General features: G+C 71.4%; 13 protein-coding genes. 9 read left to right on the top strand and 4 right to left on the bottom strand.

From position 1 onward, the window contains the following. Positions 1 to 3: 3 nt before the first annotated feature. From ACZ60X_RS26155 to ACZ60X_RS26135, 5 genes are all read left to right on the top strand, one after another. Positions 4 to 1,587: a sensor histidine kinase gene (locus ACZ60X_RS26155; protein WP_469603017.1), complete on the top strand. Its 1,584-nt coding sequence runs from the start codon at positions 4 to 6 to the stop codon at positions 1,585 to 1,587. Beyond that, the gene (locus tag ACZ60X_RS26150) at positions 1,584 to 2,267 is read left to right on the top strand and encodes a response regulator transcription factor (RefSeq protein ID WP_469603014.1); all 684 of its coding nucleotides are present in this window, start codon (positions 1,584 to 1,586) and stop codon (positions 2,265 to 2,267) included. Before ACZ60X_RS26155 ends, ACZ60X_RS26150 begins: the two co-directional genes overlap by 4 nt. A gap of 121 nt (positions 2,268 to 2,388) precedes the next feature. Beyond that, a complete protein-coding gene (locus ACZ60X_RS26145) occupies positions 2,389 to 3,729 on the top strand; it encodes a sensor histidine kinase (protein WP_469603012.1) in 1,341 nt (446 codons plus the stop codon). Next, a complete protein-coding gene (locus ACZ60X_RS26140) occupies positions 3,726 to 4,391 on the top strand; it encodes a response regulator (RefSeq protein ID WP_469603009.1) in 666 nt (221 codons plus the stop codon). Before ACZ60X_RS26145 ends, ACZ60X_RS26140 begins: the two co-directional genes overlap by 4 nt. A 43-nt stretch (positions 4,392 to 4,434) precedes the next feature. After that, the gene (locus ACZ60X_RS26135) at positions 4,435 to 5,655 is read left to right on the top strand and encodes a cytochrome P450 (RefSeq protein ID WP_469603006.1); all 1,221 of its coding nucleotides are present in this window, start codon (positions 4,435 to 4,437) and stop codon (positions 5,653 to 5,655) included. Positions 5,656 to 5,664: 9 nt separating this feature from the next. Here ACZ60X_RS26135 and ACZ60X_RS26130 read toward each other — a convergent pair whose 3' ends face one another. Both ACZ60X_RS26130 and ACZ60X_RS26125 read right to left on the bottom strand, forming a co-directional pair. Further along, positions 5,665 to 7,236, bottom strand: a complete 1,572-nt coding sequence (locus ACZ60X_RS26130) for an ABC transporter permease (RefSeq protein ID WP_469603004.1) — start codon at positions 7,234 to 7,236, stop codon at positions 5,665 to 5,667. After that, positions 7,233 to 8,138, bottom strand: coding sequence for an ABC transporter ATP-binding protein (locus ACZ60X_RS26125; protein ID WP_469603000.1), 906 nt, complete (start codon positions 8,136 to 8,138; stop codon positions 7,233 to 7,235). The genes ACZ60X_RS26130 and ACZ60X_RS26125 overlap by 4 nt, the downstream gene beginning before the upstream one ends. A 74-nt stretch (positions 8,139 to 8,212) precedes the next feature. Between ACZ60X_RS26125 and ACZ60X_RS26120 the strand changes: the two genes are divergently transcribed. Continuing rightward, positions 8,213 to 8,704, top strand: a complete 492-nt coding sequence (locus ACZ60X_RS26120) for a GbsR/MarR family transcriptional regulator (RefSeq protein WP_469602998.1) — start codon at positions 8,213 to 8,215, stop codon at positions 8,702 to 8,704. Positions 8,705 to 8,713: 9 nt separating this feature from the next. Here ACZ60X_RS26120 and ACZ60X_RS26115 read toward each other — a convergent pair whose 3' ends face one another. Then, positions 8,714 to 10,225, bottom strand: a complete 1,512-nt coding sequence (locus ACZ60X_RS26115; protein WP_469602995.1) for an APC family permease — start codon at positions 10,223 to 10,225, stop codon at positions 8,714 to 8,716. 211 nt (positions 10,226 to 10,436) lie between these two features. Here ACZ60X_RS26115 and ACZ60X_RS26110 point away from each other — a divergent pair, with 211 nt between their 5' ends. After that, positions 10,437 to 11,039, top strand: a complete 603-nt coding sequence (locus ACZ60X_RS26110; protein ID WP_469602993.1) for a Uma2 family endonuclease — start codon at positions 10,437 to 10,439, stop codon at positions 11,037 to 11,039. Here ACZ60X_RS26110 and ACZ60X_RS26105 read toward each other — a convergent pair. Next, on the bottom strand, positions 11,031 to 11,855 hold the full coding sequence (locus ACZ60X_RS26105) for a diacylglycerol kinase (RefSeq protein ID WP_469602990.1): 825 nt from the start codon (positions 11,853 to 11,855) through the stop codon (positions 11,031 to 11,033). The genes ACZ60X_RS26110 and ACZ60X_RS26105 overlap by 9 nt on opposite strands. Before the next feature lie 212 nt (positions 11,856 to 12,067). On the opposite strand from ACZ60X_RS26105, the gene ACZ60X_RS26100 reads away from it, so the two are divergent. Beyond that, on the top strand, positions 12,068 to 13,351 hold the full coding sequence (locus tag ACZ60X_RS26100) for an adenylosuccinate synthase (RefSeq protein ID WP_469602987.1): 1,284 nt from the start codon (positions 12,068 to 12,070) through the stop codon (positions 13,349 to 13,351). Between the two features lie 171 nt (positions 13,352 to 13,522). Continuing rightward, complete coding sequence (locus tag ACZ60X_RS26095; RefSeq protein ID WP_469602984.1) at positions 13,523 to 15,340, top strand: bifunctional metallophosphatase/5'-nucleotidase; 1,818 nt, start codon at positions 13,523 to 13,525, stop codon at positions 15,338 to 15,340. The last annotated feature ends 13 nt before the right edge of the window (positions 15,341 to 15,353 follow it).

Here is a 15,353-nt window from a genome sequence, read left to right as displayed (position 1 = left end):
ACCGTGAAGACCGCGGCCGCCGACGACGAGAACGACCGACCGCGCCGCCCCGCACCCGAGAACGCCTCCGCACCCGGCAGCGCGTCCGCCTCCGGCGGCGCAGCCTCGTCCGGCGACGGACCGGCCACCGGGAAGGGACCCACGCGTCGCCGTCGCCTGCGCATCTGGCTGGGCGAGAACCCCTCCCCCCAGTCGCCCCCCTTCGCCCGGCACCGCTGGCTGCGCATCCTCACCTACCTGCTCACCGCCTACACGGCCCTGGCGATCGGCCTGGGCGGCGGGGCGGAGCTGCACAACGAGTACCGGTTCACCTCCGCGGTCGGCATGCTCCTCGGCCTCGTCCAGGGCGTCGCCGTGGTCCTGGCGATCTGGCGGCCCGTCCCCGCCTGGGTCGCGTCCCTGGCCGCCGCCGTCCTCACCGCCCTGCTCGCCCGCCAGCACCTGGCGACGGACGCGGCCCCCCACGCCACCTGGCCCTGGGCGACGCCCGTCATGCTGGCCCACATGCTCGTGCTGGCGCTCCTCGCGCTGCGCACCCGCCTGCGCGGCACGCTGGCCGCGCTCGGCGCCACGACTGTGCTGACGTGGTTGGTGGAGGGCCTGATCGGCGCCCAGAGATACGACTCGTCCGGTGTGATGGCCGTCGCCCTCTTCGCCATCGCCGTCCTGATCGGCACCGCTCTGCGCAGCCGCAGCGAGGCGCGCACGCAGCTGGCCCGGCAGACGACGATCACCGCGGAGGAGCGGGCCCGCCGGGCCCTGCTGGAGGAGCGCAGCCGGATCGCGCGCGAACTGCACGACGTCGTCGCCCACCACATGTCCGTGATCTCGATCCAGGCCCAGGTCGCCCCCCACCTGGTCGAGAACCCCTCCGACGAGCTGAAGGAGAACCTGGAGGGCATCCGCAACAACGCCCTGGAGGCGCTGACGGAGCTGCGCCGGGTGCTCGGCGTCCTGCGGTCGGCGGGCCCGGACGACCCGGACGCCGTGAACGACACCTACCGGCTATCCGCCCCCGGTACCGGACCCGCCCCCGACGCCCCCCAGCCGAACCTCGCCCGGCTGGACGCGCTGATCGAGAACACCCGGGCGGCCGGTCTGGAGGTCGTCATGAAGACGGACGGCGAGTCGCGCGGCTACCCGCCGGGCGTGGAGCTGTCGGCCTACCGGATCGTCCAGGAGGCCCTGAGCAACGTCCTGCGGCACGCCCCGGGCGCGTCGGTCAGCGTGGAGGTGATCCACTACCCGCACGGGATATGCCTGGACGTCATCAACTCCCGCCCCAGCCACCCGGCTTCGCCGTCGCCGGGCAGCGGCCACGGTCTGCTCGGGATGCGGGAGCGGGCGGCGATGCTGGGCGGGCACGTCGTCGCGACGGGCGACCGGTACGGCGGCTTCCGCGTCACGGCGTTCCTGCCGCGCGAGGGCACCCCGGATCCGACGGACCCGGCCCGCCCGGCGCCGTCCGGCCCTCCGCCGTCCCCGCGCCCGCCGTATCCGCCGCAGCAGTCACGCCCGCCGTCACCCCCCGCTTCGGCGACCGATCCGCACCACCCCGAGCCCCCGACAGGAGAACAGTCCCCATGACGAGCGGTGCCGGCACCATCCGTGTACTCATCGCCGACGACCAGGAGATGGTCCGGCAGGGTTTCACCGTGCTGCTCAACACCCAGCCCGACATCGAGGTGATCGGGCAGGCGGTGGACGGTCGGGACGCGATCGCCCGGACCGCCGAACTGGCTCCGGACGTCGTGCTGATGGACATCCGGATGCCCGAGATGGGCGGCCTGGAGGCGACCCAGCGGATCACCGTGGAGCACCCCGCCGTCAAGGTGCTGGTGCTGACCACGTTCGACCTGGACGAGTACGTGTACGAGGCGCTGCGGGCCGGTGCCTCCGGCTTCCTGCTCAAGGACGCCTCGGCGGACAAGCTGGCCGAGGCGGTACGGGTGGTGGCGGCGGGCGACGCCCTCCTCGCGCCCGGCATCACCCGGCGGCTGATCGCCGAGTTCGCCCGCATGGACGGCGGCCGCCAGGTCCCGCTCAAGCAGCGCATCGGCGATCTCACGGAACGGGAGACGGAGGTGCTCGCGCTGATCGCGCAGGGCCTGTCGAACGCGGAGATCGCCGAGCGGCTGGTCGTGGCCGAGCAGACGGTGAAGACGCACGTCGGCCGGATCCTGGTGAAGCTGGGCCTGCGCGACCGCACCCAGGCTGCGGTGTTCGCCTTCGAGTCGGGCCTGGTCCGCCCCGGAGGCGGCCTCTGAGCGCGTCCCGGACCCGGGCCCACGGCCCGGCAGGGCAGACCCGTAGTACCTGAGAGGGACCCCGCAGGACCCCTCTCCAAGGGGACGACCGCGACCACCGGCGCCGCCTACCGTTCTGTACGTGACCGACACGACGCACACGCAGACGACGCCGGGCCCGGCCGGCCGGCCGCGCAGCCCGGAGATGCGGCTCGCCGCGGACGCCCTGAGGGGGCTGCGGCAGGAGCTGTTCGAGGACGCCTTCGCCTACGACCCGATGCCCCGGGCCGGCGAGGGGGGCCCGATCATCCGGCGCCTGTCGGGCCGGACCCGGGAGTACGGCGCCTGGGCCCCGCACGTCCTGGTGGGCCTCGGCGGCGTGGTGGCCCTGCTCGTCGCCACGGCCGGCGAGCAAGCGCCGGTGAGGGTCCTGCTGTGCGGTCTGTCGGCGCTGGTGCCGGTCCTGCTGACCCTGGTGCGTCCGGTGGGCGCGTTCTGGGTGTCCATGGTGGCGACCGTCGTCATGTCGGTGATCGGCCGGGGTGACGGCAGCTGGCCGTGGCTGCCGGGCAGCTTCCTGTCGCACCTGCTGGTGCTGACGGTCGTCGCCCTGCGCACCCGCCCGCGCACGGCCGCCTGGATGTGGGTGCTGACCGCGGTCTTCGGCGTCTTCGCCGACGTGGGCTTCGGCGGCGACTACGGCACCGACACCCCGCAGATGCTGTTCCTGTCCGCGCTGATCCTGCTCGTCGTCACAGTCCGGCACACACGCAGGCAGGCCCAGCGGGAGATGACGGTGCAGCAGACGGTGACGGCGCACGAGCGCTCGCGGCGCACGCTGCTGGAGGAGCGCACGACGATCGCCCGTGAGCTGCACGACGTGGTCGCCCACCACATGTCGGTGGTCGCGATCCAGGCGGAGGCCGCGCCGTACCGGGTGGAGAACCCGCCGCCGGAGCTGGAGAAGGCGTTCGCCACCATCAGGGAGAACGCGGTGGCGGCCCTGACCGAGCTGCGCCGGGTCCTGGGCGTGGTCCGCGCCGAGGACTACGAGGCCCCCGAGGCCCCGCAGCCCACGCTCGCCGATCTGGACGGGCTGCTGGCCAATGTGCGCGAGGCCGGTCTGGAGGTGGAGAAGACGGTCACCGGGGCCGTCCGCGAACTCCCGCAGGGCGTGGAGCTGTCGGCGTACCGCATCGTCCAGGAGGCCCTCAGCAACACCCTGCGGCACGCGCCGGGGGGGACCGCCAAAGTGGAGATGGGTTACGTGCTCGGCGGCCTGGGCCTGCGGGTCCTCAACACCCCGCCGCCGGCCCCCCACCTGGTCAAACCCTCGCCCGGCGCCGGGCACGGGGTGACGGGCATGCGGGAGCGGGTGTCGATGCTGAACGGCGAGATGACGGCGGGCGCGACGGACGACGGGGGCTACGAGGTGACGGTGTTCCTGCCGGTGCCGGCCACCGCGAGCGAAGGGGACGCATGACCATCCGCGTACTGATCGCGGACGACCAGATGATGGTCCGCGAGGGCTTCTCGGTCCTGCTGAACGCGATGCCGGACATCGAGGTCGTCGGCGAGGCCGTCAACGGGAGGGAGGCGGTGGACCGGGTCCGGCAGCTGGCCCCGGACGTCGTCCTGATGGACATCCGGATGCCGGAGCTGAACGGCATCGAGGCGACCCGGGAGATCGTCGCGGCGGACGGTGCGGCGAAGGTCCTCGTGCTGACCACCTTCGATCTGGACGAGTACGTGTACCAGGCGCTCCGCGCCGGCGCCTCCGGTTTCCTGCTGAAGGACGCCTCCGCCCGCCAACTGGCCGACGGTGTGCGGGTGGTGGCCTCCGGCGAGGCGCTGCTGGCGCCCTCGGTCACCAGACGCCTGATCACGGAGTTCTCCCGCCTGTCGGAACCTCCGCGCCTGATACCGGCGGCCCGGTCGGCCTACGGCGAACTGACGGAACGGGAGACGGAGGTGCTGGTCCTGATCGCGCAGGGCCTGTCGAACGCCGAGATAGCCGAGCGCCTGGTGGTGGCGGAGTCGACGATCAAGACCCATGTGAGTCGCGTGCTGGTCAAGCTGGGCCTGCGGGACCGCACCCAGGCGGCGGTGTTCGCGTACGAGGCACGGCTGGTCACACCGGGGTGAGCGGGGCTGGCGTCACCGGGTGAGGGGGAGCTAGCGTCCGTCCATGACAGGTGCCGCGGACCTCGCTTTCGACCCCTGGGACCCGGCGTTCCTCGCCGACCCCTACCCGGCCTACGCCGAGCTGCGGGCACGCGGCCGGGTGATCCGGTACGAGGCGACCGACCAGTGGCTGGTCCCGCACCATGCGGACGTCTCCGCGCTGCTGCGGGACCGGCGGCTCGGTCGGACGTACCAGCACCGGTTCTCGCACGAGGAGTTCGGGCGGAGCGCGCCCCCGCCCGAGCACGAGCCGTTCCACACGCTCAACGACCACGGGATGCTCGACCTGGAGCCGCCGGACCACACCCGGATCCGGCGCCTGGTGTCGAAGGCGTTCACGCCGCGGACGGTCGAGCGGCTGGCGCCGTACGTGCGCGCGCTCGCGGACGAGCTGGTGGCGGGGCTGGTCCGGGAGGGGGGCGGCGATCTGCTGGCCGATGTGGCGGAGCCGCTGCCCGTCGCGGTGATCGCGGAGATGCTGGGCGTCCCGGAGCGGGACCGGGGGTGGTTGCGGCCGTGGTCGGCGGACATCTGCGGGATGTACGAGCTGAACCCGTCACGGGAGACGGCCGCGAGGGCGGTCCGCGCCTCCGTGGAGTTCTCCGAGTACCTGCGCGAGCTGATCGCGGCGCGGCGCAAGGAGCCGGGGGAGGACCTGATCTCCGGGCTCATCGCGGCGCACGACGCGGACGACCGGCTCACCGAGCAGGAGATGATCTCCACGGCCGTGCTGCTGCTCAACGCGGGGCACGAGGCGACCGTCAACGCCACGGCCAACGGGTGGTGGGCGCTGTTCCGCAATCCCGGGCAGCTGGCCGCGCTGCGTGCCGATCACTCGCTGGTCCCGTCGGCGGTCGAGGAACTGCTGCGCTACGACACCCCGTTGCAGCTCTTCGAGCGCTGGGTGCTGGACGACATCGAGATCGGCGGCACGACGGTCCCGCGGGGCGCGGAGATCGCCATGCTCTTCGGGTCGGCCAACCATGACCCGGCGGTCTTCGCCGATCCCGGACGGCTGGACCTGGCCCGTGCGGACAACCCGCACATCTCCTTCAGCGCGGGCATCCACTACTGCATCGGCGCGCCGCTGGCCCGCATCGAACTGGCCGCCTCGATGCGGGCCCTGCTGGAGCGGGCGCCCACCCTGGCCCTCGCGGCCGAGCCGGGGCGCAAGCCCAACTTCGTGATGCGGGGGCTCGAGGAGCTGCGGGTGGAGGTCGGCTGACCAGCGCGCTCAGCCGATCAGGTCCCGGCGGCGCAGGCCCGCCAGGCCGCCCGCGACCAGCAGGGCCGCGAGGGCGAGCAGGACGCCCACCGGCGCCCAGTCGAGGTGGCCGCCGGGCAGCTTGGGCAGATGGCCGAAGGGGGAGAGGACGAGGACGGCGTGGGGGACGTTCAGCGCCGGGCCGACCCAGCCGATGAGCAGGGCCGCGCCCGCCACGCCCCACGCCGCCGTCGCGCCCCGCGGCAGGACGCCCTGGAGCAGGACGGCGAGCCCGCCGATGACCCAGACGGCGGCGACCTGGAGCAGGCAGGCGCCCAGCACCGGGCCGATCTGCCTGCCGTAGCCGACGGCGAAGCCCAGACCGGCGAGCAGCATGATCAGGGCGGAGCCGCCGAAGGCGATCAGCAGGTGGCCGGCGGCCCAGCGCAGTCGGCCGACCGCGCAGGCCAGCACCGGTTCGGTGCGGCCCGAGGTCTCCTCGCCGCCGAGCCGCAGCACGGAGGAGACGACGTAGAGCGCGGCGACCAGGCCGAGCATGCCGACCATCGCCGCGAGGAAGGCGTCCGTCAGCCCCGACTGCCCGCCCATGCGCTGGAAGATCTCGCGGGCCCGGGCGTTGTCGCCGACGAGCCTGGCCGCGCCGTCCGTCAGGCCGCCGTAGACGATCCCGGCGAGGAAGAAGCCGAGGCTCCAGCCGAGCACGCTGCCCCGCTGCAGCCGCCAGGCCAGCGCGCCGGCCGTGCCGAGCCGGCCCCGCGCCGGTCCCGGCCGGGTGGGCAGGAAGCTCATGCCGGTGTCGCGGCGGCCCGCCAGCGCGTAGGCCGGCCAGGCCTGGAGGGCCGTCGCCGCCGCGAAGAGCGCCGGCACCCACCACCGTTCGGCCGCGAAGGCGCGCACGTTCTCCAGCCAGCCCAGCGGGGACAGCCAGGTCAGGACGGACGAGCCGGTGGCGGAGGCCGAGTCGCCGGCCGCGCGCAGCACGAAGGCCGCGCCCAGCACCGCCGCCGTCAGACCCCGGGCGAGCCGGGCGCTCTCGGTCAGCTGGGCGACGATCGCCGCCGCCGTGGCGAAGACCAGGCCCGTGCCCGCCGCCGCGAGCCCGAAGGCCGCCGCACCGGCCGCGCCCTGTCCGGCCAGTCCGGCGGCGATCAGCAGGCCGAGGACGGCGTTGTCGACCGCCGCCGCGAGCAGGGCCGCCGTGAGCGGGGCCCGGCGCCCGACCGCCCCCGAGGAGATCAGCTCCTGCCGCCCGCTCTCCTCCTCGTCCCGGGTGTGCCGTACGACGACGAGGAGGCTCATGACGGCGGCGAGCGCGCCCGCGTACACCCCGACGCGCCAGGCGGTCAGCGCGCCGAGCGAGTCGTCGAAGACCGGCCCGACGAGGGCGCGCAGCGAGGTGTTGGTGGCCATCTGGTGGCGCAGGCCGGCGCGTTGGACCGGGGTGGCGTACAGGGACTTCAGGGTGTTCGGCATGGACAGGACCATCAGCGCGTTCACCGCGATCCAGACCGGGGCCATCACGCGGTCACGGCGCAGGGCGAAGCGCAACAGGGTGCCGGTACCGGCCAGTTGGCGGGTCATCGTGCCGCCGCCCCCTCGGTCTGCTCCGTGTAGTGCCGCAGGAACAGCTCCTCCAGCGTCGGCGGTGTCGAGGTCAGCGAGCGCACTCCCGTGGCGCTCAACGAGCGCAGTACGGCGTCGAGTCGGTCGGCGTCTACCTGGAGCCGGACCCGGTGGCCCTGGACGTCGAGGCCGTGCACGCCGGGCAGCCGGGCGAGCCCGTCGGGCGGACCGGCGAGTTCGGCGCTGACGCTGGTGCGGGTCAGATGCCGCAGCTCGGCGAGCGACCCGCTCTCCACCGTCCGCCCCTTGCGGACGATGCTGACCCGGTCGCAGAGTTCCTCGACCTCGCTGAGGATGTGCGAGGAGAGCAGGACCGTGCGCCCGCGCTCCCGCTCCTCCTCCACGCAGGCCTGGAAGACCTCCTCCATCAGCGGGTCCAGGCCCGAGGTCGGCTCGTCGAGGATCAGCAGGTCGACGTCCGCGGCGAAGGCGGCGACCAGGGCGACCTTCTGCCGGTTGCCCTTGGAGTAGGTGCGGCCCTTCTTGGTGGGGTCCAGCTCGAACCGCTCGATCAGCTCGGCGCGGCGCCGGGTGTCGAGCCCGCCGCGCAGCCTGCCGTAGAGGTCGATGACCTCGCCGCCGGAGAGGTTGCGCCACAGGGTGACGTCGCCGGGGACGTAGGCGATGCGGCGGTGCACCTCGACCGCGTCCCGCCAGGGGTCGCGGCCCAGCACCTGGGCGGCGCCCGCGTCGGCGCGCAGCAGTCCGAGCAGGACGCGGATGGTGGTCGACTTGCCGGCGCCGTTGGGGCCGAGGAAGCCGTGCACCTCTCCGGCCTCCACCTCCAGGTCCAGGCCGTCCAGCGCGTGGGTACGGCCGAAGGACTTGCGCAGCCCGGAGACCGTGATTGCCTTGGTCATGGTTCAGAACGTACACTTTTTTCAGAAATTTGTGAAGTTAAGGAAACGCATGAAGCCCGGATAGGGTGGGAGGCATGACGGAGTCGGGGAGTGAGCGGGACCCGGAGGGGGTCTCGCGGTTCGTGGAGCGGTTCGCGGCGCAGTTGGTGGAGGCCGGGATGCAGCGCATGCCCTCCCGGGTCTTCGCCTCCCTCCTCGCCTCCGACACCGGCTCCCTGACCTCGGCCGAACTGGGCGAGCGGCTCCGGATCAGCCCCGCGGCGGTCTCCGGCGCGGTGCGCTATCTCGCGCAGGTCCACATGGTGTCGAGGGAGCGCGAGCCCGGTTCGCGCCGGGAGCGGTACCGGGTGCACAGCGATCAGTGGTACGAGGCGCTCACCAGCCGTGAGGCGATCATCAAGCGCTGGGAGGACGCCCTGCGCGAGGGGGTGGACAGCCTCGGCGCCGACACCCCCGCGGGGCGCCGGCTCGCCGAGACGCTGGCCTTCTTCGAGTTCATCGAGCGGGACGTGGCGCAGATGATGGAGCGGTGGCGGGTGTACCGGGAGGAGAGGTACGGCCGCTGAGGCCGGGCCTCACCGCTCCTTCGTCTCCTCCAGCACCGTCCGCCCCAGCAGCGCGTACCGCTCGGGCGCCCGCCGCTTCAGGTACCGCGCGTACCCGACGCCCGTCGCCGCGACGGCGGCCACCAGCCAGGGGGTCGCCCTCAGCACCAGCGAGCCGGACTCGGGGCCGGCCGCCGCGCCCATGTTGGACACGAGGAGCACGACGACGCCGAGCATCGCGATGCCGCCGAGCAGCGGTGCGACGAGGGTGCGGAACCAGTGGCGGCTCTCGGGGTGGTGGGAGCGGAAGTAGGCCAGCACCGCGAAGGAGCACACGGCCTGGACGACGAGGATCGCCATGGTGCCGAGGATGGCGAGCAGGACGTACGTGCCGGTGTACGGGTCCTTGCCCGCCGCCCAGAACGCGCCGAGCAGCACCGCGGTGACGGCGGTCTGCACCAGCCCTGCGATGTGCGGGGAGCCGTGCCGGGCGTGGGTCCGCCCGACGGTGCTCTTCAGCGACGGCAGGACGCCCTCCCTGCCCAGCGCGTAGAGGTAGCGGGCGGCGCAGTTGTGGAAGGCCATGCCGCAGGCCAGCGAGCCGGTGATCATCAGCCACTGCATGACGTCGACCGCCCAGTGCCCGACGTAGCGCTCGGTGGGGAGGAAGAACAGCGACAGCGGGTTGGCGGAGGAGGCCGCCTTCACGGCCTCGGCCTCGCCGTTGCCGCTGATCGCCATCCAGGAGACGAAGACGTAGAAGACGCCGACACCGAGGACGCTGATCATCGTCGCCTTGGGGATGATCTTCTTGGGGTCCCGGGACTCCTCGCCGTACATCGCCGTCGACTCGAAGCCGACCCAGGACCAGAAGGCGAAGAACAGCCCGAGCCCGGCGGAGGTGCCCTTGAAGGCGTTGACGGGGTTCACGGGCGCGAAGGTGAACCCGTGCGGCCCGCCCCCGTGGAGCGCGACCGACACCGCCATCGCCGCCAGGACGGTCACCTCGGTCGCCAGCAGCGCCACCAGCAGTTTCTCGGCGACGCTCACCCCGAACCAGGTGCCGGTCGCGTTGATCGCGAGCATCAGCACGGCGAAGGCCCACCAGGGCACGTGCAGGCCGGTCTGGTCCCGCAGGGTCGTCGTCGCGAAGGTCGAGAAGATGCCGATGAGCGCGGGCTCGAAGACGACGTACGCGAAGGTCGCGAGCAGCCCGGAGGCGAGCCCGGCGGTCCGCCCGAGTCCGTAGGAGATGAATCCGTAGAAGGCGCCGGTGGACGTGATGTGCTTCGCCATCGACGTGAAACCGACGGAAAAGATTGCCAGGACGACCATTGCGACGAGATAACTCGCGGGCGCCCCGATCCCGTTGCCGGACGACACCATGAAGGGCACGTTGCCGGTCATCGCGGTGATCGGCGCGGCGGTCGCCACGGCCATGAACACCACGCCGAGCAGCCCGATCGCATTGGGTTTCAGCCGGTGAACCGCCTCGCCGTCGTCCGTCCCCGCCGCCGGGGCGACGCCCTCGTCCACTGCCATCGGGTGGCCCCTTCCCTGTCCGGTGTGCGTGCCGCTGGTGGGTCCTGATGGAGCAGGATGGTGGACCGCACGGGGGTTCGGGAAGGGGTCGGCGGGGTTAAATATTTGTCACCAGACCATTGAGGGCGCGAACTGCTGGATCTCTGCGCGGCATTGTGCTCGTCCGGCTACGCTGGGTGGCGGCTGGTCTGCATCAGAGGGAGGGCGCATCATGACGTTGATGACAGAGCGACCGACGATAAGCGGCACCGAGCCCCGTGACGGTTTCGAGGAGATGCTGGACGTCCTCGACGGATTGGACGTGCGTGACGGCTATAAGGCCGAGATCATCAGGGGGAACATCGTCTTGTCGCCGTGGTCGAAGGGGTTCTACACCCCCGTCATGAGGCTCGTGTGCGACCAGCTGCAGCCGCACCTTCCCGAGGGCCACATCATCGATCGGACTCCTCACCTGTTCGTCTTTCCAGGCGTTGAGCGTGCTTACGGGCCGGACATTCACGCCGCCCATGAGCGGACATACGAAACGGGTAGCAGTCACCTGGACGGGGAGGGCCTCTCCCTGGTGGGCGAGCTGACCTCGCCCTCTACCAGGGATGTCGACCTGACGGACAAGGTCGAGATGTACGCAAAAGCCGGCGTCCCGGTCTACCTGGTCCTCGACATGCAGGAAGACCGAGCCACGGTCTTCTGGCTGCCGACGAACCGCGGTTACCAGGCACGGGTGAGCAAGTCGTTCGGTGAGAAGCTCGACATCCCGGACCCATTCGGCTGCACCCTCGACACCACCGGCTTCCAGCGCCCCGCCTCACGCTGACGGCAGCACCAGCCCCCACGCACCCTGCGCCACCCGCCACGTACGGCGCCGCACCGGGCCGGCCACCGTCGCGTCGGCCCGGTAGCGGAAGTCCGGGCCCGTGACCGTCACGGCGCGGCCGCAGGCCCGCAGCGGGGTGGCCTCCGCGCCCACCGACAGCGGACGTATCTCGACCTCCGCCAGCCCGCCCGCGCCCGGCGCCACCGTCACCGCTTCCACCGGCTGGTCCAGGTCCACCACCGTCTCCTCGTCGATCTGGACGCGCAGCCGGGCCGGGCCGGGGGAGGGCACCGCGGGGAGCCGGGGCGGGCGGGTACGGGAGAGCAGGGTGCGGTACCAGCGGGCGGCCGCCGCGGCCGGGGCCACCGGCTCGGGCGCGGGGACGCGGACGGCGGGCGGGATGGCCAGCTCGGTCAGGACGACCCCGTCGCCGTCGTCCACCAGCAGGTCCAGGCGCCGTTCCGTGCCGTCCAGGACCGTGCGGGCCGCCGCCACCGCCCCGGCCGGTACGCCCAGGGACGTCGCCAGTGACGTTTCTCCGGCCTCTCCGACCGGGACCACCGACAGACCGCATCCGGCCAGTTCCCGCGCGCGGTACAGCTGGGTGACCGCCCGTAGCAGTGCGTGGTCGTCGCCGATCACCACCGGCCGGCGCGAACCCCTTCGGCCCAGCGCCCGGGCGAATTCCTCCGGGCCGTCCGGGAGGCACACTTTCGCCGCCGCACCCGCGCTGAGCACGTCTTTCGCGATGCGGACGGACTCGCCGTCCGTCTGCCGTGCCGCCGGATCGATGATCACCAACAGCTGGTCGGACATCGCGAAAGTCGCCACCTCGGTCCTGCCTCGCTTCCTCGGGTAGCATCTTTGTGCAAGAGCCCCTTGCGCTATTGCGCCAGGGGCTTCGTCTATTCCGGGGCATCCGGTCCGACGGTTGTGCGACCAACGGCGGTCGCTGTGGCACGCGGCGGTGAACCTTACGCCCACGCCCCCGACCTTGGACATGCCCCGCCCGGAAGGGGTGTACGCGCGTGCCCGCACTTGTGCTGCTCGGTGCTCAGTGGGGTGACGAAGGCAAGGGGAAGGCGACCGACCTGCTCGGTGGCTCGGTGGACTATGTAGTGCGCTACCAGGGCGGCAACAACGCCGGCCACACGGTCGTCGTCGGCGACCAGAAGTACGCGCTCCACCTCCTCCCTTCCGGAATCCTCTCCCCCGGCTGTACGCCGGTCATCGGCAACGGTGTCGTCGTCGACCCGTCGGTCCTGCTCTCCGAGCTGAGCGGTCTGAACGAGCGTGGCGTCGACACGTCCAAGCTCCTGATCAGCGGTAACGCGCACGTCATCACGCCGTACAACGTCACCGTGGACAAGGTGACGGAGCGCTTCCTGGGCAAGCGGAAGATCGGTACGACCGGGCGCGGCATCGGACCGACCTACGCCGACAAGATCAACCGCGTCGGCATCCGGGTCCAGGACCTGTACGACGAGTCGATCCTGACGCAGAAGGTCGAGGCGGCCCTCGACGTCAAGAACCAGATCCTCACCAAGCTGTACAACCGGCGCGCGATCGCCGTGAGCCAGGTGGTCGAGGAGCTGCTGGGCTACGCCGAGAAGATCGAGCCGTACGTCGCCGACACCGTCCTGGTCCTGAACCAGGCGCTGGAGGAGGACAAGGTCGTGCTCTTCGAGGGCGGTCAGGGCACCCTCCTCGACATCGACCACGGCACCTACCCCTTCGTCACCTCCAGCAACCCGACCGCCGGCGGTGCCTGCACCGGCGCCGGCGTGGGCCCGACGAAGATCAGCCGGGTCATCGGCATCCTCAAGGCGTACACGACCCGTGTCGGCGCCGGTCCCTTCCCGACCGAGCTGTTCGACGAGGACGGCGAGGCGCTGCGCCGCATCGGCGGCGAGCGGGGCGTGACCACCGGCCGTGACCGGCGCTGCGGCTGGTTCGACGCGGTGATCGCGCGGTACGCGACCCGCGTGAACGGCCTGACCGACTTCTTCCTCACCAAGCTGGACGTGCTGACCGGCTGGGAGCAGATCCCGGTCTGCGTGGCGTACGAGATCGACGGCAAGCGCGTCGAGGAACTGCCGTACTCCCAGACCGACTTCCACCACGCGAAGCCGGTCTACGAGACCCTGCCGGGCTGGAGCGAGGACATCACCAAGGCGAAGTCCTTCTCCGACCTGCCGAAGAACGCCCAGAACTACGTCAAGGCGCTGGAGGAGATGTCCGGCGCCCCGATCTCCGCGATCGGTGTGGGTCCGGGCCGGGACGAGACGATCGAGATCAACTCGTTCCTGTAGCCGCAAGCGGTTCACCCCGCGGTTCACCTCCGCGTCACGGGCCGGTCATGGACATGAAGTTCCTTGACCGGCCCTTGGGTTTCCCGTGGTTCTCAGCGGAAGAAGTGAAGGCAAGCATCTACGCGGGTAGTTGACTGTCTCCGTCCCTTCTCCTCGCTCCAGGAGCCCCGTATGCCCGTCAGTCCCATGAACCGCCGGGAGTTCGTGAAGAAGTCGGCCGTCACCGGAGCGGCCGTCGCCGCCGCCGGGACCGTCGCGGCGGCCCCCGCCCAGGCCGCCGAGCAGAAGCGGGACTGCCACCCCCGCACCTGGAAGTTCTCCGTCCTCGGCACGACCGACCTGCACAGCCACGTCTTCGACTGGGACTACTACAAGGACGCGGCCTACAGCGACAAGGCGGGCAACTCCGTGGGCGTGGCCCGGGTCGCCACGCTCATCAAGCAGCAGCGGGCGGAGAAGGGCGAGCACCGCGTCCTGCTCGTGGACGCCGGTGACATCATCCAGGGCACCTCGCTGGCCTACTACTTCGCGCGCGTCGACCCGATCACGGGCAAGGGCGGCGCGAAGGGCCCCAAGCACCCGATGGCCGTGGCCATGAACCACATGCGCTACGACGCCGCCGCCCTCGGCAACCACGAGTTCAACTACGGCATCGAGGTGCTGAGGAAGTTCGAGCAGCAGTGCCACTTCCCGCTGCTCGGCGCGAACGCGCTCGACGCGAAGACCCTGCGGCCCGCGTTCAAGCCGTACACCGTCAAGCGGCTGCGCGTGCCCGGCGCCCCGGACATCAAGGTCGGCATCCTCGGCCTGACCAACCCCGGGATCGCCCTGTGGGACAAGGACAACGTCAGCGGGAAGATGGTCTTCCCCGGGCTGGTGGAGCAGGCGAGGAAGTACGTGCCCCGGCTGCGCGCGCTCGGCTGTGACGTGGTCTTCCTGACCGACCACTCCGGCCTCGACGGCTCGTCCTCGTACGGCGACGAGCTGCCGTACGTCGAGAACGCCTCCAACCTCGTCGCCGAGCAGGTCCCCGGCATCGACGCGATCCTCGTCGGCCACACCCACGTCGAGGTGCCGTCGTACACGGTGAAGAACCAGGAGACCGGTGAGGACGTGCTGCTGTCCGAGCCGTACTGCTGGGGCTACCGGCTCAGCGTCTTCGACTTCGAGGTCGAGCTGGAGCACGGCCGCTGGAAGGTCGTCGGCAAGACCGCGAAGACCCTCAACCCCAACACGGTGGACGAGGACCCGGAGATCAAGCGCCTGCTGACGGCCGACCACGACCTGGTCGTGAAGTACGTCAACACGCCCGTCGGCACCTGCACCGAGGACCTCTCGGCGGCGGAGTCCTGCTGGAAGGACGTGCCGATCATGGACTTCATCCAGAAGGTCCAGGCCGAGACCGTCAAGGCGGGCCTGTCGGCCGCCGACGCCGCCCTGCCGCTGATCTCGGTCGCCGCGCCCTTCAGCCGCACGGCCGACATCCCGAAGGGCAACGTCACCATCCGGGACATCGCCGGGCTCTACATCTACGACAACACCCTGTACGGCAAGAAGCTGACGGGTGCCCAGCTCAAGGACTACCTGGAGCACGCGGCGAAGTACTACCACCAGGTCCCGGCCGGCACGAAGGTCGACACCGCGACCCTCACCAACGCCAACAGCTTCTGGGACTACATGTACGACGTCGCGTCGGGCGTCGACTACGAGATCGACATCGCCCAGCCGGAGGGGTCGAGGATCAAGAACCTCTCCTACAACGGCGCCCCGGTCGCCGCCGACCAGGTCTTCGTCGTGGCCGTCAACAACTACCGGGCGAACGGCGGTTCCGGCTACCCGCACATCGCCTCGGCGCCGATCGCGTACAGCTCCACCAACGAGATCCGGCAGCTGATGATCGACTACGTCACGGCGAAGAAGACGCTCGACCCGGCCGACTTCGCGAAGGTCAACTGGAAGCTGACGCAGGCGGGCACGCCGGTGTTCTAGGCGTTGCCGGCCG

Source organism: Streptomyces sp. NPDC104106 (assembly GCF_055584345.1).
Note: the sequence above shows the minus strand (reverse complement) of the source record. Positions and strands in the feature narration are given on the sequence as shown.